The organism is uncultured Thiothrix sp. (assembly GCF_937876535.1).
Lineage (GTDB): Bacteria > Pseudomonadota > Gammaproteobacteria > Thiotrichales > Thiotrichaceae > Thiolinea.
On the sequence record NZ_CALFHZ010000014.1, the window covers coordinates 14,397 to 36,985 of the forward strand.

The 22,589-nt window shown below is 44.7% G+C and carries 20 protein-coding genes; 9 read left to right on the forward strand and 11 right to left on the reverse strand.

The features are described 5' to 3' along the window. Positions 1–143: 143 nt before the first annotated feature. The 3 genes from Q0230_RS07900 to hflD all read left to right on the forward strand — a co-directional run bounded on the left by Q0230_RS07900 (position 144) and on the right by hflD (position 2,402). Positions 144–593, forward strand: coding sequence for an NUDIX hydrolase (locus tag Q0230_RS07900; protein WP_298609358.1), 450 nt, complete (start codon positions 144–146; stop codon positions 591–593). Continuing rightward, positions 590–1,687, forward strand: a complete 1,098-nt coding sequence (mnmA, locus tag Q0230_RS07905) for a tRNA 2-thiouridine(34) synthase MnmA (RefSeq protein ID WP_298609359.1) — start codon at positions 590–592, stop codon at positions 1,685–1,687. The genes Q0230_RS07900 and mnmA overlap by 4 nt, the downstream gene beginning before the upstream one ends. Positions 1,688–1,754: 67 nt before the next feature. Continuing rightward, a complete protein-coding gene (gene hflD, locus Q0230_RS07910; protein ID WP_298609360.1) occupies positions 1,755–2,402 on the forward strand; it encodes a high frequency lysogenization protein HflD in 648 nt (215 codons plus the stop codon). Between the two features lie 83 nt (positions 2,403–2,485). On the opposite strand, the gene cysM is transcribed toward hflD, so the two are convergent. The 7 genes from cysM to Q0230_RS07945 form a co-directional block, all read right to left on the reverse strand. Beyond that, positions 2,486–3,382 (reverse strand): cysteine synthase CysM, encoded by an 897-nt coding sequence (gene cysM, locus Q0230_RS07915; protein WP_298609361.1) that lies wholly within the window; start codon positions 3,380–3,382, stop codon positions 2,486–2,488. Between the two features lie 5 nt (positions 3,383–3,387). Further along, positions 3,388–3,768, reverse strand: a complete 381-nt coding sequence (gene acpS, locus Q0230_RS07920) for a holo-ACP synthase (RefSeq protein WP_298609362.1) — start codon at positions 3,766–3,768, stop codon at positions 3,388–3,390. Beyond that, positions 3,768–4,460 carry a DNA repair protein RecO gene (gene recO, locus Q0230_RS07925; RefSeq protein ID WP_298609364.1) on the reverse strand — a complete coding sequence of 231 codons (693 nt, stop codon included), beginning with the start codon at positions 4,458–4,460 and terminating at the stop codon, positions 3,768–3,770. The genes acpS and recO overlap by 1 nt, the downstream gene beginning before the upstream one ends. Next, positions 4,457–5,026, reverse strand: coding sequence for a TMEM165/GDT1 family protein (locus tag Q0230_RS07930; RefSeq protein ID WP_298609365.1), 570 nt, complete (start codon positions 5,024–5,026; stop codon positions 4,457–4,459). The genes recO and Q0230_RS07930 overlap by 4 nt, the downstream gene beginning before the upstream one ends. Positions 5,027–5,114: 88 nt before the next feature. Further along, positions 5,115–8,255, reverse strand: a complete 3,141-nt coding sequence (locus Q0230_RS07935; RefSeq protein ID WP_298609366.1) for an efflux RND transporter permease subunit — start codon at positions 8,253–8,255, stop codon at positions 5,115–5,117. A gap of 72 nt (positions 8,256–8,327) precedes the next feature. After that, entirely contained in the window at positions 8,328–11,213 is a 2,886-nt protein-coding gene (locus Q0230_RS07940; protein WP_298609367.1) for an AMMECR1 domain-containing protein, read from the reverse strand. An 84-nt stretch (positions 11,214–11,297) separates the two neighbouring features. After that, positions 11,298–12,251 carry a hypothetical protein gene (locus Q0230_RS07945; RefSeq protein ID WP_298609368.1) on the reverse strand — a complete coding sequence of 318 codons (954 nt, stop codon included), beginning with the start codon at positions 12,249–12,251 and terminating at the stop codon, positions 11,298–11,300. Positions 12,252–12,587: 336 nt separating this feature from the next. On the opposite strand from Q0230_RS07945, the gene Q0230_RS07950 reads away from it, so the two are divergent. Together Q0230_RS07950 and nhaA are read left to right on the forward strand one after the other, a co-directional pair. Further along, the gene (locus Q0230_RS07950) at positions 12,588–13,850 is read left to right on the forward strand and encodes an MFS transporter (RefSeq protein ID WP_298609369.1); all 1,263 of its coding nucleotides are present in this window, start codon (positions 12,588–12,590) and stop codon (positions 13,848–13,850) included. A gap of 43 nt (positions 13,851–13,893) precedes the next feature. Further along, positions 13,894–15,075: a Na+/H+ antiporter NhaA gene (gene nhaA, locus Q0230_RS07955; RefSeq protein WP_298609370.1), complete on the forward strand. Its 1,182-nt coding sequence runs from the start codon at positions 13,894–13,896 to the stop codon at positions 15,073–15,075. Between the two features lie 52 nt (positions 15,076–15,127). On the opposite strand, the gene Q0230_RS07960 is transcribed toward nhaA, so the two are convergent. After that, a complete protein-coding gene (locus Q0230_RS07960; protein ID WP_298609371.1) occupies positions 15,128–15,790 on the reverse strand; it encodes a hypothetical protein in 663 nt (220 codons plus the stop codon). A 129-nt stretch (positions 15,791–15,919) separates the two neighbouring features. Between Q0230_RS07960 and Q0230_RS07965 the strand changes: the two genes are divergently transcribed. Further along, entirely contained in the window at positions 15,920–16,444 is a 525-nt protein-coding gene (locus tag Q0230_RS07965) for a lipocalin family protein (RefSeq protein WP_298609372.1), read from the forward strand. Positions 16,445–16,446: 2 nt separating this feature from the next. Here the strand turns inward: Q0230_RS07965 and Q0230_RS07970 are convergent, their stop codons facing one another. Genes Q0230_RS07970 through exbB form a run of 3 tightly spaced genes read right to left on the reverse strand, consistent with a single transcriptional unit; the run spans position 16,447 to position 18,220 of the window. Next, positions 16,447–17,415 (reverse strand): energy transducer TonB, encoded by a 969-nt coding sequence (locus tag Q0230_RS07970; protein ID WP_298609373.1) that lies wholly within the window; start codon positions 17,413–17,415, stop codon positions 16,447–16,449. Then, the gene (gene exbD, locus Q0230_RS07975; protein WP_298609374.1) at positions 17,412–17,792 is read right to left on the reverse strand and encodes a TonB system transport protein ExbD; all 381 of its coding nucleotides are present in this window, start codon (positions 17,790–17,792) and stop codon (positions 17,412–17,414) included. The genes Q0230_RS07970 and exbD overlap by 4 nt, the downstream gene beginning before the upstream one ends. Beyond that, positions 17,789–18,220 (reverse strand): TonB-system energizer ExbB, encoded by a 432-nt coding sequence (gene exbB / locus Q0230_RS07980; RefSeq protein ID WP_298609375.1) that lies wholly within the window; start codon positions 18,218–18,220, stop codon positions 17,789–17,791. The genes exbD and exbB overlap by 4 nt, the downstream gene beginning before the upstream one ends. Before the next feature lie 257 nt (positions 18,221–18,477). Between exbB and Q0230_RS07985 the strand changes: the two genes are divergently transcribed. The 3 genes from Q0230_RS07985 (at position 18,478) to Q0230_RS07995 (ending at position 22,588) form a co-directional block, all read left to right on the forward strand. Next, on the forward strand, positions 18,478–20,799 hold the full coding sequence (locus Q0230_RS07985; protein WP_298609376.1) for a TonB-dependent siderophore receptor: 2,322 nt from the start codon (positions 18,478–18,480) through the stop codon (positions 20,797–20,799). Between the two features lie 79 nt (positions 20,800–20,878). Further along, positions 20,879–21,562 carry a Fe2+-dependent dioxygenase gene (locus Q0230_RS07990; protein ID WP_298609377.1) on the forward strand — a complete coding sequence of 228 codons (684 nt, stop codon included), beginning with the start codon at positions 20,879–20,881 and terminating at the stop codon, positions 21,560–21,562. A gap of 12 nt (positions 21,563–21,574) precedes the next feature. After that, positions 21,575–22,588 (forward strand): Fe(3+) ABC transporter substrate-binding protein, encoded by a 1,014-nt coding sequence (locus Q0230_RS07995; protein ID WP_298609378.1) that lies wholly within the window; start codon positions 21,575–21,577, stop codon positions 22,586–22,588. Position 22,589 lies beyond the last annotated feature (1 nt).

Here is a 22,589-nt window from a genome sequence, read left to right on the forward strand (position 1 = left end):
TAAAGTTCTCCTGAATTTATTTGATTTCTCAAGCGCGCGGACATTATAGAACAATCTCTGCGTGAAGGTGCAGCATTTCTCTGTGCCTAAGCGACTCAAAGCAGCTAGAATAAGCCTATTCAAAAGATTAGGAACCTAAAGCGATGGTCTGGAAGCCACGGGTAGTTGTCGCGAGTGTTATTGAGCAAGCAGGGCGATTTTTACTGGTTGAAGAGGTCATTAATGGCGTACAAGTCATTAACCAACCAGCTGGGCATCTTGAGCATGGCGAAAGCTTAATTGAGGCTGTCAAGCGCGAAACGCTAGAAGAAACGGGCTACCGTTTTGAACCAACCGCACTACTAGGCATTTTAATGCTGAACTCTGATGATCCGGAACGGGTCTATTTACGTTTCACCTTTACGGGGGATTTATTGGAGAAAGTGCCTGGCTATCAGATTGACCCTGATATTATTGCAACTCATTGGCTCAACCCTACAGAAATTCAGTCACATCCACGTTTAAGTCCACGTAGTGATTTAGTCTTCCAAGCAATCAATCTCTATAACAGTGGTCAACGTTTGCCTTTAGAAAGTTTAGTCTTCACTCGATGAAACCGCGCGTTATTGTTGGCTTATCAGGGGGCGTTGACTCCTCAGTTGCAGCTTTATTGCTTTTAGAACAAGGCTATCAAGTAGAAGGCTTGTTTATGAAAAACTGGGAAGAAGACGATACCGCTGAATACTGCTCAGCCACAGTAGACTTAGCCGATGCACAATCCGTTGCCGATCAACTGGGTATTCGCCTGCATACCGTCAATTTCGCTAGTGAGTATTGGGATTATGTATTTACTTATTTTTTAAATGAATACCAAGCGGGGCGTACCCCCAATCCCGATATTATGTGCAATAAAGAAATCAAGTTTAAAGCCTTCCTCGATTTTGCTTTAAGTATGGGCGCAGATTTCATCGCCACTGGGCATTATGCGCGCATTCACCATTTAGAGGATGGCTCAAGGCAAATGCTCAAAGGAGTGGACGATAATAAGGATCAAACTTATTTTTTGTATACTCTGCAACAAGAACAGCTCAAGCACAGTTTATTTCCGATTGGACATCTGCCTAAAACTCAAGTAAGGAAACTTGCTGAACAACAAGGTTTCAGTACTGCCCGTAAGAAAGATAGCACTGGTATTTGCTTTATTGGCGAGCGGAAATTTCGTGATTTTCTCCAACGCTTCCTTCCGGCTCAGCCGGGCGCGATTGTTAGTATTGAAGGGACTGTTTTAGGTGAGCATCATGGCTTGATGTATTACACCTTGGGACAACGTCAAGGTTTAGGCATTGGTGGGCGTAAAGATACCCCTGAAGCGCCTTGGTTTGTGATTGCGAAAAACTTAGAGAAGAACGAATTAGTTGTTGCCCAAGGTAATCAAAATGACTTTTTGCTGAAATCCTTTTTAGTAGCCTCCCAACTACATTGGGTAGCCTGCTCTGCACCAGCTCAAAGCTTTGAGTGTACGGCTAGAATCCGGCATCGGCAGCCTGTACAAGAATGTTTCGTTGAACTTAGCTCACAGGGCGTTGCTAAAGTCTGTTTTAAGCAAACACAGCGTGCAATCACTCCAGGGCAATCAATCGTCTTTTATCATAATGATACTTGTCTAGGGGGTGGAATAATTGACGATATGCAAACGCATTGTGCCTAGGTCTACTTGATCTTTTCCAGATTTAATTATATCTATCCTTTTTCATAGCAAACTCCAGATAAGAACTGTGCAAGCCAATAATAGAAATCGAACTTTCGCTCTCGCTGCTTTGTTTCAAAATGTTGAGGGTGTCAATCAAATCGCCACGTCAGGCCAAGTGAATAATGAGTTGCTGACCCAAGCGGTTAATAGCTTATTGATGGAAAGCTCCGATGAAATCCAAGATTTGTATGGTGGAGTCGTCGGTTTAAAGACAGGTTTAGAAGTTTTATTGTATCAATTAGGTGCAGGACGGCTCACTCCTGAAGGTAAGCCCAAAAATCTTGAAGCCACACGCTATGCAGTCAACTTACTTTATCTTGAAAAGAAATTAAGCAATGACCAGACTACCTTTCGTACTGTATTACAAGGCATTGAATCCGCTCAACAGCAATTAGAATTTTTCTCCCTTACCCACCCTAATATGATCGCACGTTTAGCAGAGCTGTATACGCAAACGATTAGTAAGATAGGGCCACGCATTATCATTAAAGGCGAACAACAACATCTGTCTAACCCAGACAATGCTGCCAAAATTCGTGTTTTGTTGTTTGCAGGGATTCGAGCTGCTTTGTTGTGGCGGCAAGCAGGTGGTGATCGGTGGAAGCTATTATTTTCACGTGGCAAATTGCAGGCTGAAGCTCAGCAATTGTTGAAATCTGCTAAAGCTTGGTGATTTCCTAGTTTTATCGAGGGATACGCCAATCTAGCAGGCCACCCAAAAGTGTAAACAAGCGAACAATGTTTCTAGCTTCAAGCTTAAGCCGGAAACACCCCCGTCGAGATATACCGATCTCCCCGATCACAGATAATTGTGACAATAGTAGCATTCTCTAGCACTTGGGATAAACGTAAAGCTGCAGCCATTGCTCCACCGGAAGACACACCGCAGAAAATTCCCTCTTCCGTAGCTAAGTGTCGCATCATAGTTTCAGCTTCACTTTGAGTCACATCTATTTCCAGATCAACCCGTTGAGCTTCAAAGATGCCAGGTAAGTACTCGGGTGACCAACGCCGGATTCCCGGTATCGCATCTTGTTGCGTGGCAGGACGCACCCCAACAATTTGAATCTTAGGATTTTGCGCTTTTAAATAAGCGCTAGTACCCATGATCGTCCCAGTTGTCCCCATTGCACTCACAAAATGAGTAATCTGGCCTTGGGTATCCTGCCAAATTTCTGGGCCGGTACTGAGGATATGTGCAGCTGGATTGTCAGGATTTGCAAATTGATTTAGGACTTTGCCTTTGCCCTCACGCTCTAATTGTAAAGCGAGATCGCGTGCGCCCTCCATCCCACCTTGTTCTTTACTCACTAATAGCAATTCTGCGCCATAAGCTTTCATGGAGGCACGCCGCTCCATACTTAAACTATCGGGCATAATCAAGATCATTTTATAGCCCTTAATCGCTGCTACCATCGCAAGGGCAATGCCGGTATTACCACTAGTGGCTTCAATTAAAGTATCACCTGGTTGAATTTCACCCCGCAATTCAGCTTGACGAATCATGTTTAAAGCAGGGCGATCTTTGACTGAGCCAGCCGGATTATTACCCTCTAATTTAGCCAAAATGCTGTTGGTAGTATTGCCAGGTAAACGTTGCAAACGCACGAGCGGGGTTTTGCCGATAAAGTCTTCAATCGTTGGGTAATGCATTCTTGTTATCCTATTAAAATCACGAAAGCAACCGCATACTCACGCTCATCCGCGAGCGAAACTTGGATTTCTTTTACACCTAAGCGCTCTGCCATTGCTAAAGCTGTACCGTGTAAATGAATCTGCGGCTGACCTAAATCGGTGTGGCTGGTTTCGATTTCAAAAAAGCTCGCATCTTTGCCAATCCCCGTGCCTAAGGCTTTTGCCACTGCTTCTTTAGTCGCAAAACGTTTGGCTAACCACGCAGCTTTCTGGCTACTTTCTTTAAACTTCACTAACTCTTGAGGATGTAAAATACGTTCACTAAAACGCTCAGCTTGGCGCTCAAGCAAATGCTCAATGCGTATAATTTCGACAATATCCGTACCAATTCCAATGACACGCATTAGCTTAACTCACCAAGTAGCTGGCGAGCATATAAGGTTTTGCCTTTAAGTAAGACACGCCATAAGCGATCTAAGACGAATCGCAGCTCACGCCAAGCGGCGAGTGGCATATGTTCCGGAGTACGCAGAGCCAATAATAAACCACCTGAAATCAATGTATCGTTTGGCTCTGCTAATACGGTATCGGCAATGACTAGACCAAATTCAGGGCGGAACCGATAGCCTAATTCTGCACGCAGTTCAAAACCTGCTTGATCTTCTTGCCAAAGATTAAGGCTATAACCACAAGCCTCTAATAATCCTAGCTCTAAACGCATTACAGCCTGAAGATTTTCACCCGCTTGCAGGGTATAAAGTACTTCTCGATAACCTTGAAATAGTTCAGGAACTGGCTCGTGGGTTTGAAAAGCGCGTAAGAAAAGTTCGTTTAGATAAAGCCCTTGCACTAAAGCGCCTTGTTGCAAACGATAGCGACCTTTTTCTTCGGTTTGCGTGAGAGTGAAAACCTCGCCACGTCCAACCCAACTCGCATCCAATAAACGAAACGGCTCTAACATACCTTTGATACGCGCCGCCTGCTTTTTAGAATAGCGGGCGACCACACTGATGCGCCCTTCATCTTGAGTGAATAAATCCAACAATAAGCTATTATCGCGAAAATTATTGCGCCGCAAGACGAAAGCAGGCTTCACATCCCGACTCCCACTAAAGCGAGTACCCCTAAGATCGCGAAAATCCCTGCTGCAACCGCATGAATCAGCTTGAGGGGTAGTTTATGTGCTAACTTATCACCGATAAAAACCGCAGGCACATTCGCCAGCATCATCCCTAACGTCGTACCTGCCACTACTGCAACCAAGGCTTGATATTGCGCAGCTAAAGCCACGGTAGCTACTTGTGTTTTATCGCCCATTTCGGCAAAAAAGAACGCAATCAAAGTAGTCGCAAACACCCCAAAACGCGAAGCTTTGACGTTTGCATCCTCTTCGTCCAACTTATCTGGAATCAGCATCCATACGGCCATTGCTAAAAAACCAAGACCTAAAATCCAACGTAAAGCATTGGGGCCTAAGACTGAGGTCAACCAAGTACCGACAGCACCAGCCAGTGCATGGTTAAGCAAAGTAGCAACTAGAATACCGAGGATAATCGGTAAAGGTTTACGAAATTTAGCTGCTAAAACTAAAGATAAAAGCTGGGTTTTGTCGCCCATTTCTGCAAGTGCGACAATCCCCGTTGAAATTAAAAAAGCTTCCAAAAATACGACTCCTATTCAATCAGCGCAGGAGTGTACTGAGTAGCAAGTCGAATGCCAATCTTGTTTTACTACAAAGCTTTGCATGAACCTAGACCTTTACCTCAGCTTGAACTACTGTTTTTGAGGACTCTTCTTGAATTTTTTCAGGGAAGATTTTCTTCACCACCAAGAAGAATAAAGGTGCAAAAAAGATCCCTAAAATGGTAGCAGCCATCATACCCCCTAACACACCCGTACCAACTGCATGCCGACTTCCAGCCCCTGCTCCAGTGCTCAAAACCAACGGCAATACGCCTAAAATAAAAGCAAAAGAAGTCATGAGAATCGGACGCAAACGAATGCGTACCGCCTCCAAAGTAGCTGGAATTAAGGCATAGCCTTGTTTAAGCAGATTGCGTGCAAATTCGACAATCATAATTGCATTCTTAGCAGCTAAACCAATGGTGGTGAGTAAACCAACTTGGAAATACACATCATTATTTAAACCACGAATATCGGTGGCTAGTACCGCACCTAACACCCCTAGTGGAACGACTAAAATCACTGCAAACGGAATCGACCAGCTTTCGTATAAGGCTGCGAGTGCTAAAAACACCACTAAGACGGATAAAGCATAGAGCAAAGGAGCCTGAGCACCTGATTTAGCCTCCTGATAAGATAAGCCAGTCCACTCATAACCAATCCCTTCCGGTAATTTACCGACTAGATCAGCCACAATCTGCATAGCAGTGCCGGAACTGATGCCATCCGCAGGTGCACCATTCACCTCTACCGAACTCACGCCATTAAAACGTTCTAAGAGGGGTGGCCCCTTGGTCCAACTGCCTTTTGAGAAACTCGAAAACGGCACCATATCGCCCGCTGTATTTTTAACGAACCAACGATCTAAATCTTCCGGCATCATCCGGCTAGTCGCTTCACCTTGCAGATAGACTTTCTTAACTCGCCCACGATCAATAAAATTGCTCACATACGAGCCACCCCAAGCGGTTGAAAGGGTATCATTGATCGTATTGATGGAAATCCCCATTGCACTCGCTTGAAGCACATCAATATCGACTTGATATTGGCTACTGTCGTCCATGCCATTCGCCCTTACCGCCGTTAAACGTGGATCTTGCGAAGTAGCTTTGATGAACTCATCCCGTGCTTTCATTAAAGCCTCATGGCCTAAACCCGCACGATCTTGAATCTCGACCGAAAAACCTGCGGAATTCCCCAAACCGCGCACGGCAGGTGGAGCATTTACCACTACCCGCGCCTCTTGAATGGCACGCAACTTACCAGAAGCACGTTTGGCAATCGCTTGTGCGGTCTGATCCGGCCGCTTACGCTGATCCCAATCGACTAAGCGCACAAATAAGCGCGCCACATTTTGCGCATTCCCTGCGGTACCAACTCCACCCACTGCCATCACCGCACTGAGAGTTTCTTTTTCATTCTCTAAAAAATACTTTTCGACTTTAGCAACCACCTTTAAAGTGTTTTCTTGCGTCGCTCCAGCAGGTAAACGTACTTGGACAAATAAAGTGCCTTGGTCTTCATCCGGTAAGAAAGAAGTCGGTAAACGCACAAATAAATAGCTCATCAGCCCAATAATTAGAAAATACACCAGCACATAACGTGTTGGCTTATTGAGCATTCCACCAACCATTGCTTGATAGCGCTGACTAGAACGATTGAAACCTCGATTAAACCAACCAGCCCAGCCTGTTTTATCTTTTACATCGCTCGCTTTTAGAAGGCTGGCACATAAAGCGGGCGTCAGAATGAGTGCTACCCCCACCGACAGAGTAATCGCCGAAACCAAGGTAATAGAGAACTGTCGATAGATCACGCCAGTTGAGCCACCAAAGAAAGCCATCGGCACAAATACTGCAGCCAAAACTAAGGCAATCCCAATCAGAGCGCCAGTGATTTGCCGCATGGATTTACGCGTCGCTTCGCGGGGCGATAACCCTTCGTCATGCATTAAGCGTTCGACGTTCTCCACTACCACAATTGCATCATCTACCAACAGACCAATCGCCAAGACCATTGCAAACATGGTGAGGGTATTAATCGAATAACCAAACATATTCAAAATGGCCAAAGTGCCCAGTAAAACAATCGGCACGGTAATTGCTGGAATTAAAGTCGCGCGGAAGCTTTGTAAGAACACAAACATGACGATAAAAACTAAGACCATCGCCTCAGCCAAAGTCACTAATACGCCTTCAATTGAGATTTTAATAAAAGGCGAGGCATCATAGGTAATGATGGCAGTAAGACCTTTTGGGAAATAAGCCTCTAATTCTTTCAGTTTGTCTTTAACGGCTTCTGCGGTAGTTAAAGCATTCGCACCACTGGCTAAAGTAACAGATAAACCACCTGAAGGTTTGCCACCAATCCGTGATACCACATCATAGCTTTCACTCCCAAGCTCTACACGGGCAATATCTGCTAAGCGCACTACCCCACCGGTGGAATTAGCCTTTACCGTAATCGCATTAAATTGCTCAGGGGTTTGTAGCGTAGATTGAGCGGTGACTGTGACATTGAGGGGTTGATTCGGTACGGCTGGCGTACCACCAAGCTGCCCTGCTGAAACTTGCGTATTCTGCGACTGAATAGCGTTTTTTACTTCAGTCGTGGTGATTTTATACGTACTCATTTTCAGTGGATCGAGCCAAATCCGCATCGCATAAGGTGAGCCGAAAATTTGCGTACTACCGACCCCTTCCACACGGCTAAGAGGGTCTTGAATATTAGTGGCAATATAATCAGCAATATCGGTCTGGCTCATACTGCCATCTTCAGAGATAAAGCCAATAATCTGCAAGAAGCCACTCGAACTCTTACTCACTCGTGTACCTTGTTGCTGTACCGCAGCCGGTAACTGCGGGAGCGCTAGCTGGAGCTTATTTTGCACTTCAACCTGAGCTAAATCAGGATCGGTATCCGCAGAAAAGCTCAAATCAACCCTAGAGCTACCTGCCGAGCTACTCGTGGAAGCAATATATTGCAAACCATCTAAGCCAGTCATTTTCTGCTCAATGATTTGTGTCACCGAATCCTCGACGGTCTTAGCAGAAGCACCAGGGTAAGAGGCAGAGACAGAAATCGTGGGTGGAGCAATATCGGGATATTGTGCAATCGGAAGTTTGGAGATAGATAAAACACCCGCTAACATCACTATAATAGCAATGACCCAAGCGAATATCGGTCGGTCAATAAAAAATAAGGACATGCTCGCCATCCACGCAAAACCTAGGTAATGCGTGGCAGTTTAAAGCTTTCAGCGGGTACGAACAAACCTTAGCTATTTTCCTAGGGTATACAGTGCTGCGGATAAAGCATGTTGAGTGAAATCAATCCGCAGCGTGCTATTCGTGGTACTTTGGCGTAAACCGCCCTCAGCCCAGGCTAAATTGGGTAATACACTGGCATCACGCGCCTGTACGGTTTGTTTATCTAAGAAAGCAAAGCCTAATTCACAGGCCTGTTGATAGCGTTCAGTACGGAGCTGATCCTTGGTTTGTCGAGCGATATTTAGAGCCACAGCTACGGCCTCTAAATAAACTGCTGTCATATAATCAGCACGCCCCTGTTGTTGGCGGGTCGTGAAACCACCATCGAGTTGTGATTGATACTCCAACACCCAATCCACTAAAGCAAAAATATTCACCGCTAATTCACGTTTAGGCTCGAGCTGCCAACAAGCACCTAGACCTTGTACCATCCAACTGACTAAATCAGCGCGGCGCTTGTATTGGCTACGATGTTGATAATAGCTTAGTGCTTTCATCCATTTGGTGCGTTCGATAGGCGTGATACCTGCCTTTGCAGCTAAAGCTAAAGCCATTAATACTTGCCCACCAATATAATCTTGATAAGGCTCATCATTAACTGCCCGGCTATCAGTCGCGTGGATAAAACAAAGCACACGCCCATGTGGATCAATTGCCTGCCATAAGACTTGCGCTAAATTTTGTGCCAGTTGATTGTCTTCTAAGCTCAGTGACTGCTGAGCACTTAAAGCCATTAATAGCAAAGCACTGCCTGCAACTGTGTCATTTTTAACTTCCTCGCTAGAACTTGCTTCTGAAAGCCAAAGTTTCTCAGGCGTTTTGCGCAGACCACTTTTGAGGAAGTTTAAACAGGCTATAAGTTGAGCGTCCTCAATGGTACTTAATTGAGCTTGTTGCGCACGTGTGAGCACCCACAAGGTATGCGCTGTACGTACCTTATCTTGAACCTGCTGCAGCTTATTGCTAAACGGGAAATAGTAGAAATAGAACGAACCATCTTCTAAGCGTTGACGCTGAATATAACTGGCCCACAAACCTGCTAAAGCTGGAACTTGCTGCGATTCAATCTGCTTAAGCTCGGTGCGTGGGAAAGCCTTCTGCATACGATAGACTTGATGACCATCATCGAGCCAAGAGCTGCAATCATACCGTAGCCAAGCATAAGGCGGGCGCGTAATTCCGGCTTTATCCAAGACCTCAGCTACATAAGCCTTTTCATCGTAATTAAATAGCACCGGTACATCGGGCAGTAAAATCCCAGTTTTATCTCCTTGATGTACCATCAAAGCTTGTTCGCAGAAGCGGACTGGATTCATAACCTCTTCTGGGCTATACGCACCTAACTCCAAAGGTGCATGCAATAAATAAATTTTTATAACGAATTGATCGACATTCTCAGCATTCAATTGTTTAGCAAAGCGCTGATCCGCTAACACCGCTTCTGCCAAAATTTGCACATCTTGATCTAAGTTTTTAATGCTTTTACCCATACAGCCTTGGAGCTGGCCTTTGAACAGCACTGAAATATACAAAGCATCTAATGATAGGCATAAATCAGCCGGTAATTCAGTCGTATCTGTAGGTATCGTTTGGGTAATCTGTGCTTTTATTAGAGTACGCGCGCGCTGGGTGATTAAACGGGCAATGGCAACTGACTCGAACCATTGAATTTTATTAGGATCAAGCGCAACCCCAGTCGGTTGCCATTTCACTTCCTCTTCTACATATTTGAACACATCATGACGATAGAGTGTGTAAGGCTCAAACGAGACCAATTGCGCATTTTTATAGAAGGCATGATTAAACTGTTGGCCTGCAGTCGCTAAACCCGGCATCCGTGGTAAAGCACCGCCCATTTTAGTAGGGCGCTCTTGACTACGGACTACAATCCCATAGCGATCATTATCTAACTCACCTACGGTACAAGCCTCTAATTTAGAAAAGAAAGTGACTGCAATGGCACTCTCGGCTAAGAGTTTTAAACCTTGCTCACCGCGTGGCAAACGACGTGCAGTTTGCCAACAGGCATGTACAATATCTTGGCTTGGGCTAAAGCAACGCTCCCCCGGGAAATGCCAAAAACCATCACGGGCATGGCGCAAATGAATCTGATCCTTCTGCCGTAAACTAATAAAGCAACCACCTTGATGTACATAAGTTTGGTCAAGTTGCTCAGGCGCTTGCAAAAGCTGCCCAGTGCTTAAATATTCAGTTAGCACAGTACGGGCTAATACCGTAGGGCTTAAACCTTCAGGTGCTTTGTTACTATGCCAAGGCAACTGGTGTTCTAAATAATATTTGGTGGGGTTTTGTAGAACTTTAGGCTCAGAATCCATCCGTGGACTGACATCGTGATCAATATCAAACACGGTTTCCATGTGGTAGCCCTGCTCTTGCATTAAGCCAAAGCCACCATACCAACCAAAGCGCACTAAACAAATGCCACCCTCTACCCGAAAGCCATCAGCCTCTAGAGTATCTCGGCATTTTTGCATTGAAATCCCTGAACTGACCGAATCGTCAATAATAATCACTGGCTCATCACGATTAATGCGCCCTTCGATCAATTTCAGTGAGCCGTGTGGCTTACGCTCTTTACGCACTAATAAAGCTTCATAACGCCCACCACCTTGCAGCACACAAGCTGTCACTAAGGGGATTGCAGTAGTGCCATAAGTGGCTATTTGTCGACCTTCAAATTTACTTAATAAATCGAGTAAACAAGCTGCAGCTAGTTGGATACCTTCGTGAGTTAGTGAAACCGCTAAGGAATTAAGCATCCAGCGCCCAAAGGTACCGTCACGCGATAAAATCGGTTGGGTGGGGGTACGAAATAAAATGCCATCTTGCAGAATGAGGGTAAGTAAGCGCTCTTTTTTTTCAGCTAGGGTCAGCATGCCAAAGATCTCTTATTGTTATTCATTGAAAACTGGCTAGTAACCTGTTGTTACTAGCCAATGTCTACTAGATCGATTTAAAAATTAATCGAGCGGCATCATTTCAGCGGGAACAATATCACAGAGAATTTCAAATTTAATCTCTGGACGAATTTCCCATTTAGTTTCACCTTTAACCTCGTGCTTAATTTCAGGCTTGATCTCTGGCTTCACTTCCTTAATTACTTCATATTTAATTTCTGCCTTGATCTCGTGCTTAATTTCAGGTTTCACTTCAAGCACAACTTCGTACATTATTTCCTGTTTAACCTCTGGGCGAATATCACAAACCACTTCTGGTCTGACTTCTGGTTTCACCTCAGGTTTAACTTCTGGCTTAACTTCAATAATGATTTCGGGTTTAATTTCTGGTTTTACTTCAGGACGTACTTCGGGTTTAACCTCTGGCTTAATCTCAACAATAATCTCTGGCTTGATTTCCGGTTTTACTTCAGGACGTACTTCGGGCTTAACCTCAGGCTTAATCTCAACAATAATCTCTGGCTTGATTTCCGGTTTTACTTCAGGACATACGTCAGGATTTACTTCAGGCCTAATCTCAGGTTGAACTTCAATGATAATTTCGGGCTTGATCTCCGGTTTTACCTCGGGTTTAACCTCCGGCTTAATCTCAACAATAATCTCTGGCTTGATTTCCGGTTTTACTTCAGGCTTAACCTCGGGTTTGACTTCCGGACGAATATCACAAGCAACTTCCGGTTTAATCTCTGGGCGAATTTCACAACCACCTTTGCCAGAACCTCCTGTGCCCTTCCCAGAGCCATCGGTAGAACCACCCTTACCAGAGCCGCTGTTATCGCCGCATAAGGAAGACAAGAGTTGTTGTAAGATATTGAAAAACTGTGGTAATTGCCCACCAAGATTGAAGCAATTCAAACTACTAGAGAATTGACTGGCGCCACTTGCACTGGCAGATAAACTCGAATTTTGGGAAGCGTAGGAGCTTCCAACATTATTATTGCTTATTCTGTTAATCATAAAAACTCCGTGGTATTAAGCTACCTTTATTCACGATTTGAGTAACTGAGCTTTCATTTAGGGCAACTCAGCTTGTGTAGGATTTGCTGTTTAATGGCCATCCTTGAAATAAGATTTATTTCAGCACAGGCTCAAGCAAAACTGGTAAGTTTCACGCCAAGAGGTAGCTTGCAAGCAGACATATGGCGGTTCACAGAGAAATACTTAGCTTATCAAGCAGTTGCCCATAAAAACCTCAGCACGAGCTACTTATCTGTATTTATCAGGCGTACATTGCTCTATGTGCGGTTTGTGCATACTATTCTGTCTAGTCTCTAATCAAACAGGATAATCATAATGACAACTAACACACCCAGCCTGCGCGAGCGTTGGGCTTGGGCTTTTTATGACTGGGCGAATTCAGCATTTGTAACTACAGTGGTAGTGGCCTTTTTCCCAATTTTTTTCCGTAGCTATTGGGCAAAAGAACTACCTTCTGAAGAAGTCACTTTGCATTTAGGGACAGCGAATGCCTTAGCTAGTTTATCGGTAATGCTCTTAGCTCCATTTTTAGGGGCAATTGCTGATCGAGGCGGCTTAAAAAAACCACTGTTGGCAAGCTTTGTCGCCATTGGTGTGAGCGCTACCTTATTACTGACAGTGATTGGTGCGAATCAATGGCAAATAGCCATGTTTGCTTTTGTATTGGCTGTTATCGGTTTTTTAGGCGCGAATATTTTTTATGACTCTTTACTGGTGGATGTTGCTGAAGAAAAAGATTTTAACCGTGTATCCGCCTTAGGTTATAGCATGGGTTATCTTGGAGGTGGTTTGCTTTTTTTACTGTGTGTACTGATGACCCTTCATCCTGAATGGTTCAATTTAGGGACAGATAAACTTAGCGCAGTCCGTTGGGCTTTTGGGATTACTGCGGTCTGGTGGGCGGTATTTTCGATTCCGATGTGGCTATTCGTACATCAACGCCGCTCAACTACAGCCAAGCGCCCCCCTTTATTGACCTTAATAGCTGAAGGGGGTCGTGATTTACTTGATACCTTCCGGCATATTCGCCAACTAAAATCGGTTGGTTTATTTTTATTAGCTTATTGGTTTTATATTGATGGCGTTGATACCGTGATCGTCATGGCCGTTGATTACGGTCAAACTTTAGGTTTTCCACAAGATAGTCTAATTACTGCCTTATTGATTACCCAATTCGTAGCCTTCCCTGCCGCTTTAGCCTTTGGTTATTTGGGGAATAAATTTGGTGCCAAACAAGGCATTTTGCTTGGTTTAGCAGCATATATCGCGATCACCATTTTCGCCTCACAAATGCAGTCAGTGAACGGTTTCTATGCACTTGCAATTTGTGTTGGTCTTGTCCAAGGCGGTGTGCAAGCCCTAAGTCGCTCTTTATACGCAAGTTTAATTCCTGCGGATCAAGCAGCTAAGTTCTTTGGTTTTTATAATATGCTAGGTAAATTTGCCGCCGTTTTAGGGCCATTATTAGTTGGCTGGTTTGGGATTTTAACCGGCTCCTCACGCATGGGTTTACTAGCAATTTTGATTTTATTTATTGCAGGTGGCTTGTTATTGTGGCGGGTTCCTAACCGTGTCTAACCCGATCATCTGAATGATCCAATCATTGGAAAGACCTACTTAGATGAAACAAACCATTCAACGCTTTCTAGCGCTAGAATCAGCCAGTGGAATTTTATTGGTCATCGCGGCGATTCTAGCCATGCTCGCCGTCAACTCGCCCTTACAAGATTGGTATAAAGCCTTACTGCATACGCCGGTTATTGTTCAAGTCGGTGCTTTAGAAATTGCTAAGCCTTTGTTACTTTGGGTCAATGATGGCTTAATGGCGCTATTTTTCCTCACGGTTGGCTTAGAAATTAAGCGTGAAGTCTTACAGGGTGAACTAGCTGATCTGTCTAAAGCTGCACTTCCAGTGATTGCAGCTTTAGGAGGAATGATTGCTCCTGCTTTGGTCTATAGCTTAGTTAATTACCATGAACCTTATGCAATGCGTGGCTGGGCAATTCCCACAGCTACCGATATTGCCTTTGCTTTAGGCGTGTTATCTTTATTAGGCAAACGCGTTCCCACTAGCTTAAAGCTGTTCCTTTTAACCTTAGCGATTGTCGATGACTTAGGGGCAATTGTCATTATCGCTATTTTCTATACCGTTAAATTATCAGCCATTTCTTTAAGTATTGCAGGTGCTGCCTTAGTAGTTTTATTTATCTTGAACCGGCGGGGTGTTTTGTCTCTGTCCCCTTATTTGCTAGTTGGTTTTGTTATGTGGGTTGCCGTTTTAAAGTCTGGTGTGCATGCGACCTTAGCGGGCGTATTGCTCGCACTTTTCATTCCCCTACGTGTACCTGCAGGCAGTGCTCACAGTTTAGCTGAAGGGTTAGAGCATGACTTACATAGCTCAGTGGCTTATTTCATTTTGCCGATCTTTGCCTTTATGAATACGGGCGTTTCTTTAGCCGGTTTATCGATAAACTCTATTTTCGAGCCGATTCCTTTAGGCATTGCTTTAGGTTTATTTTTAGGTAAGCAACTGGGTATTTTTGGCGCTTGCTGGTTAGCAATTCAATTAAAAATTGCGCAATTACCTTCAGGAGTTGGTTGGTGGGAACTCTATGGCGTAGCGTTGTTAGGTGGAATTGGCTTCACAATGAGTTTATTTATTAGCTCACTAGCTTTTGAAGGTACAAATATAGTGACTCATGATCGTTTAGGAATTTTAACCGGTTCAATGGTTTCAGCCCTATTCGGTTATCTACTCTTGAAGTGGCGACTGGCTAAAAATAATACTGCTCATACTCTTTGATCATCCTAAGTGAAACGCAGCTAATAGGTTTGGCTGCGTTTTTTAAAGTAGTTTAGGCTTGATTAAAAGTACGTACTAAAGATTGGAACTCTTGTTCAGCCCGAGCATTATATTCTTGGAACTGCCGATACTTCTTATAAGCTTCATTCAAGTTTTCTAAAGCTGTTAAGCGCAGGGCTTGTAGAATCACTAGATCTAATTCACCACGCATGGCTCTTAATAACTCGGGTAGATTTTGGCGATCATGCTTTACTGCAGCTTGCATTTGATTGAGCTTGCTGAGTAAGGACTCATGATGTGAACCCTTCAAGATTTCTTTTAGTTGTGCTAATTCTGCAGCAATTTCCGCCTCATTTGCAGGCACAGCGCTTGGACTGGCTTGATGCTCAGCTAGTTGCCCTAAAACCTCTTGTAGTTCTTGCTGACGTATATCAATCGCAATTTTATAAGTATTTAATTTTCCGCGTAATTCTTGCTGCGCTTGCTTAGCCTTTACAATTGAAGAGGCCAATACCTGATAGGAATACCCCAACCGCTTTAATAGTTGCAACTCATCCTCAGCAATAGGTGCTTCAGTCGGGACAGGTGCCTCGGCCTCGAAACCTTGATTAACTTGAGTATTAGTAGGATTTTGTAAAGCAGGAATAGTAGGTGCTTCGGTTGTATCACTCACCCAGCCCGGATTTACCTCTGGATATGGTTCAAATGGAGTCATTTGCTAGCCCTTTATATAATAATTATGAAATGACATGTTATAAGCTGTTTTTATAGTAGTGGTTTTTTCAGCAAGGCGCAATTCTTACTGTTAAAATCTAGCACATCTTTTACCCAGCCGAGTGCCGTAATGAAAAAGTTTTGTTTAACTGCGTCACTAGCCTTACTTTTATTTTTGCTAAGCGCTTGTGTTTCGATACCTGAAGGTGTCAAACCTATTGATGACTTCCAGTTAGAGCGTTACTTAGGTAAATGGTACGAAATAGCTCGTCTTGACCACAGCTTTGAGCGTGGTTTAGAACAAGTCACCGCGACCTACAGCTTAAACCCAGATGGCTCAGTACGCGTCCTTAACCGTGGCTTCAATACTACCAAGCAACAATGGCAAGAAGCAGAAGGTCGTGCACAATTCGTAGACTCACCACAAGTTGGTCGCCTGAAAGTTTCGTTCTTTGGCCCTTTCTACGGCGGCTACAATATTGTTGAGCTGGACGCACACTATCAGTACGCCCTCATCGTTGGGAATGACCGCAGCTATCTCTGGATACTCGCACGCACCCCACGTTTAGATTCAACTACTCAACAAGGTTTGATCCAACGGGCGCAAGCACTCGGTTTTGCTACCGATCAACTTATTCTAGTTAAGCAACCTTAGACTTAACTGATTTTAAACCGCACTGGCAATTGCACAATGGAAGGAATTGTTTTGCCATCACGTTGTGCAGGCAGAAATGCCCAACTGCGCACTGCTTTAAGTGCAGCTGCGTCTAAGCTTGCATTACCGGAAGATTGATGCACCAGGGCAGCCATAATCCTACCTTCAGCACTAATAGTCACACGAACGAGTACCGTACCTTCAATCCCTGCCTCCAAGGCGCGTCGTGGGTATTCAGGGGGCGAAGGCGGATTGCGATAGCGTGGGTTACTAATCAAAGGCATAGCACTACTGGAGTTATGGGCAGCTTGTGCTAGCACTGGCTTAGACTGTACAGCCGCCGTATGTGCAAATTTTTCCTGCTGCTCTGCTTTGGCTTTAGTTTCTGCTTGTCGTTTTTTGGCTGCCTCGCGTTGTTGAGCTTGTCCCCATTCAGCACGACGTTTGGCTTGTTCTTGTTGCTTCTGCTGTGCTAATCGCTGGCGCTCTTGCTCTTGTTGCTGTTTCTCAACAAATTCATGCTGACGTTGTTCACGCAAAGCAGCAAGGCGTTGTCTTTCCTGTTCTTGTTGCTGCAGTAAGGCAGGATCAGGTTCGGGCTTGGGTAAAGGTTGCTCCACAGCAGTTTTCAGCTCTGGTGGTGGTTCCGGTTTGTTTTCCTCTACTGGTTTGGGAGCAGCTTTCGGTGGCTTGACTGGTTTTTCTTTTTTAGGCGGTGGTGGTTCGAACGTTGGCTCTGCAACGATAGGCTCAGGCGGTGGTGGCTCTGAAGTAATAGGTGTTTCAGCCACAGGTTCTGGAATAACTACAGGCGGTGGCGGTGGTGGCTCAAAAGTACTCAACTCTAATAAAATAGGTTCTGGTTCTGCTGGTTTTTGCTCATTAGCCCATAATAGAGGTAATAAAACGAGCGCTAAACCTGTATGCAGCACCGTTGATACGATAAACCCAGTCATTTGATTAGCTTTCATAAGGTTTGTTGAGCTTGAATAGAAAGGTTTTTAAATTGATGTTGTTTCAATAAATCAATCAGCTTCACAAACGATTCAAATACCGCCGCTTTATCTATCCGTAATACGATCAAAGTATCAGTGCTTAAACTAGTCAAGCGTTGGGCTAAATCCTCATGGTTGAGCTTTTCGCCAGCAAAAAACAACTCATTTTGGGCATTAATCGCAATTTCTAAAGGCTCTTTATCCCCCGGGGCTTCACTGACTTGTTGTGCATTTGGCAAGTTCACTTCAATCAACCCTTGTGAGACAAAAGTTGCGGTAGTCAGCACAATAGCGAGTAAAACCAACATGATATCAATGAAGGGAATCATATTGATCTGATCAAAACGCTTCATGCTTTCCCATCCTGTAAAGCCGCCCAGCGCGAAATCAACACTTCTACTTTGCGTAAGAGGCCGTTGTAAAAAAGAATCGCAGGAATTGCCACCAATAAGCCTGCCGCTGTTGCTTTTAAAGCCATCGCTAAGCCTAACATGATGGTATTCACATCAATCTTGCCACCCTGCCCCATATCATTGAAAGTCACTAAGATGCCAAGGACAGTACCCAAGAGACCAATATAAGGAGCATTCGAACCGACGCTAGAAATCGTGGTGAGATTACGGGTCAATGCTATTTTGAGTAATTCTAAATGCTCAAATGTCGTTAAGTTGACCCGCCAATAGTACAAATACCGCTCAACTGCCAAGGCAATCATCACAAAGCTCATGAACCCCAAGGTTCCCAATACCAGCTGATCTAGATGCAGCTTCAGAAAATCCATACCCAAGGTAATATCCTATAAATAACTGATTTATTAAGATTAAAACCTGCCGTTGGCTATGAAATTAACTGGATTCAATGGCTAGGGGCAGTAGCGAAGTTAAGAAAATGATAATTATTCTTATTTTTGATTGCAAGCGCTTGACAGCCTTAATTGAGAATGATTATCGTATGCACCCTTAATGCATCGTATAGCCAGATTAGCCACGGATGCCCAACATTTACCCTAATGCTTGTGTATTCTTGAAGGAGAATCTGGTGAGCCAGCTCAAACAACCTCTTACCCTCAGAAGCTCGACTAAGCCTTTAGCCGATAGTATGTTAACTAGTTCAGCGCTCTTAATGCTGGCTTTACCTTATCTTGCTCAGGCTGATAGCACTAGCAGCACAACAGAGGCTCAAGCAATTACTTCGTTAGAAGGGGTTTCTGTTGCAGGGCAAAAAGTGGAAAAAGGTTCCAATCCCAATGCAGCTAAAGATGCACCCTACAAGATTAATAAATCGGCTAATAATAAATTCACCGAGCCGCTCTTGAATGTGTCTAAAACGATTACCGTAGTAGGTAAGGAACAGTTAGAAGATGCCAATACCACTGCTTTACGCGACCTTATGCGCACTCAACCCGGGATTACCTTAGGTACAGGTGAAGGCGGTAATGCACAAGGTGACCGTTTTATTATTCGCGGCTTTGATGCACGCGGTGATATGTTTGTAGATGGAATGCGTGATCCGGGTGTCACCACTCGTGAAGTATTCGCCACCGAACAGGTTGAAATCGCCAAAGGTCCAAGCTCTACCTTTGCAGGACGAGGAACTACAGGTGGTGCAGTCAATAGCGTTTCAAAGAAACCCCAAGCTACTAACTTCACTAAAGCAGGCATCACCTTAGGTGATGATCAACGGATAACCTTAGATGCTAATCGTGCGCTCAATGAAAAACTAAATGTTCGGGCTAACTTAATGGCTCAAGACTCCGCTGTGGCTGGACGTGATGAAGTGTTTGACCAGCGTTACGGTGCAGCTTTAGCCGCTGATTACCAAGTCAATGACCAAGTAGCTGTTTTAGTAGACTATTACCATTTACGTACTGATGGTATGCCGGATCGCGGAATTCCTTGGGATACCTATACTAACCAACCCGCTAAAGTTGATCGCAATAATTTCTATGGGATTGTAGGACGTGATTTCCAAGAAACCAGCGCTGATGTATTCACTGGGACGGTGGACGCCAAACTTTCTGAAAATACGAGCCTTAATAGTAAAACCCGTGCAGGCAAAACAACCAATGATTATGTCGTCTCGACTCCATCCAACTGGACAGCTCGGGATGCTACCGCTCCAGCCCCCTTAACTGGCTCTAGCACGATGACGAATCGCGCATCAACTGCGGGCTTCACCAATAAATTTATTGGCAACACCACACAGATCACTCACGAATTCCATACAGGTGACGTGGAGCACAACCTAGCAGCAGGCTTTGAAATCAGCCAAGAAAAAGTCACTAATCAGGGTTATGTGCTCAATACTTATGATGCAAACACTAACCCCAATGGGGTACCAGCACCGAACTTAAATGTGCTCAATCCTGACAATCATGCGACTGCCCCAGGGATTAAAGGCCGTAGTGAGAGCACCTCAAAAGTTAAAGCGGATGTACAGTCTTTCTATGTCATGGATACCGCTAAGCTAACGAAAAAGTGGGAAGTCTTCGGGGGCTTGCGCCATGATACTTTCAAAATTAAACGTCAAGCCCGCGAAGGCACTTATGACCGCAATAGTGACTCACAAGATAACACCAGCTTTGTGAATGGTCATGCTGGTATTGTCTATAAGCCTGCGGAAAATGGCAGCATTTATGCGTCGATTAGCACCTCGTCTAATTTACCGGGTGAAATGTTTGATGCAGGTGGGGTGGATTACGGTGGCATCACTCCAGCCTCAGCAGCTTTGAAAAAACCAGAAAAAAATCAGAGCTTAGAATTTGGCACTAAATGGGATTTAGTCAATGGCAATTTAGGTCTGAGCGCAGCTACGTTCCAAACCACTAAGAAAAATAAAATTGAGGTCACCGGCTCACGTGAAAGCCAAGTGATTAGCCAAACCGGTGCGGTTAAATTGCGCGGTGTGGAGTTCGGTGTCTCTGGAAATGTGCATCCTAAGCTAAGCGTGTCGGGTGGAGCGGTCTTCATGAATACCAAAATTACCGACTCGGCTGATCCGAATGCGATTGGTAAAGACTTAGCGAATGTGGCAGAGAAAAGTGCCAGTCTTCAAGCTAAATACCAAGCAACCCCCCAATTATCTTTTGGCGGTAGTGTGATTCATACCGGAGAAATTAAAGGGGGTACTTTTGCTGCAACTGCAGTGAACGCCTACACCGGTGAAGGTTTAAAACTGCAGGCTAGCAACCGCTTAGATTTGATGGCTGAATACAAAATCAATAAGCAGCTTACCGCTCAATTAAATGTCAAAAATGCAACGGATAAGACTATTTATGAAGCACTCTACCGCAGCAGCTCACCGTTTGTGTATGTCGCCCCCGGACGCACTACCAATGTGAGTTTAACTTACGACTTCTGAAGGCTTCTTCCCATTCCATCGAAGGTGCTCTGCCCTGCCACTTGGTGGGGTCGAGTTCTAGCATGAGGACAACAAGGCAATGCTGATTTGTATACCCAAGGTTCTTAGTAAGGCTCAAGTTACTGCTTGCCGCGAGCGGATGGATGCAGTTGAATGGGTTGACGGAAAAATTACTGCAGGCGAGCAATCTGCAGCGGTGAAATGCAATAGTCAGCTCCCTGAAAATTCACCCTTAGCTAATGAAATTGGCAATCTCATTCTGGATGCTTTGGCACAAACTCCGCAATTTATCTCCGCTGCGCTCCCTTTAAAGATTTTCCCACCCTTATTTAATCGTTATGAAAAGGGTGGGCAGTTTGGCCTACATGTCGACAACTCGATTCGCCATGTACCTAGAACGATTGTGCGGATTAGGACGGATCTTTCTTGCACGCTTTTCTTGAGTGAACCTGAAGAATACAGCGGTGGTGAATTAATTATTGAAGACAATTACGGCGCACAAGCAGTGAAGCTTGCAGCGGGTGATTTAGTACTCTACCCCTCGACCAGTTTACATCGAGTTGAAGCAGTGACGGCAGGGGCGCGAGTCTGCTCCTTTTTCTGGCTACAAAGCATGGTACGCGATGCTGGTGAACGTACCCTCCTCTATGATCTTGATCAAAATATTCAAAACCTAGCCAGTTCATTTGGCTTGAATCATCCGCAAGTCGTACAGCTATCCAGTATTTATCACAATCTCATTCGCCGTTGGGCTGATGTGTAAAGGAAACTCAGTATGTTAAAACGCTTTACTCTAAGCCTAATTAGCCTAGTCAGCCTGAATACCGCTGTGGCTAGTGAGACCGTAAATGTTTATTCCGCGCGCGAAGAACAACTAATTAAGCCGCTCTTAGATGCTTTTACTAAAGACACTGGGATTCAAGTCAATCTAATTACTGCTGATGATGATCCTTTACTGGAGCGACTCAAGCGTGAGGGTGCAAACTCACCCGCTGATCTACTGATTACCGCGGATGCAGGACGGCTGTATCGGGCGACTGAGCAAGGCAGTTTACAAGCGATTCAATCCTCCAAGCTCCAGCAAGCCATCCCTGCTCATTTACGTGATCCTCAAAATCGCTGGTTTGGCTTAACTTATCGGGCGCGGGTGATTTTCTATAATAAAGCTACGGTCAATCCTCAAGAGCTGTCCAGCTATGAAAATCTCGCTGACCCCAAATGGACAGGACGCATTTGTGTGCGTTCCTCGACGAGCATTTATAATCAATCGCTACTCGCTTCAATGATTGCAAGTAAGGGGGCTGCTGCTACGGAAGCATGGGCAAAAAGCCTAGTCAGCAATTTGGCTAAACCGCCGAGTGGGGGCGATAGAGATCAAATCAAAGCAGTCGCTGCAGGTCAATGCGATCTAGCTTTAGCCAATACCTATTACTATGCACAGATGTTATATGGGGGCGATGCGACTCAAAAAACAGCGGCTCAAAAAGTTGGTATTTTCTTCCCAAACCAGGGGGATCGCGGTACGCATATCAATATTAGCGGCGCAGGTGTAACGGCTTCAGCACCGAATAAAGCGAATGCGGTGAAACTTTTAGAATATATGGTTTTGGATGATGCCCAGCGCTGGTATTCGACTACGAATGGGGAATATCCAGTGAAAATGAATATTCCAGCGGCGGATCAACTTCAAGCTTGGGGAAAATTTAAAACGGATGCTTTGAATCTCAGTTTACTAGGGCGTTATAACCAAGCAGCTCTAATCATGATGGACAAAGTCGGTTGGAAATAAC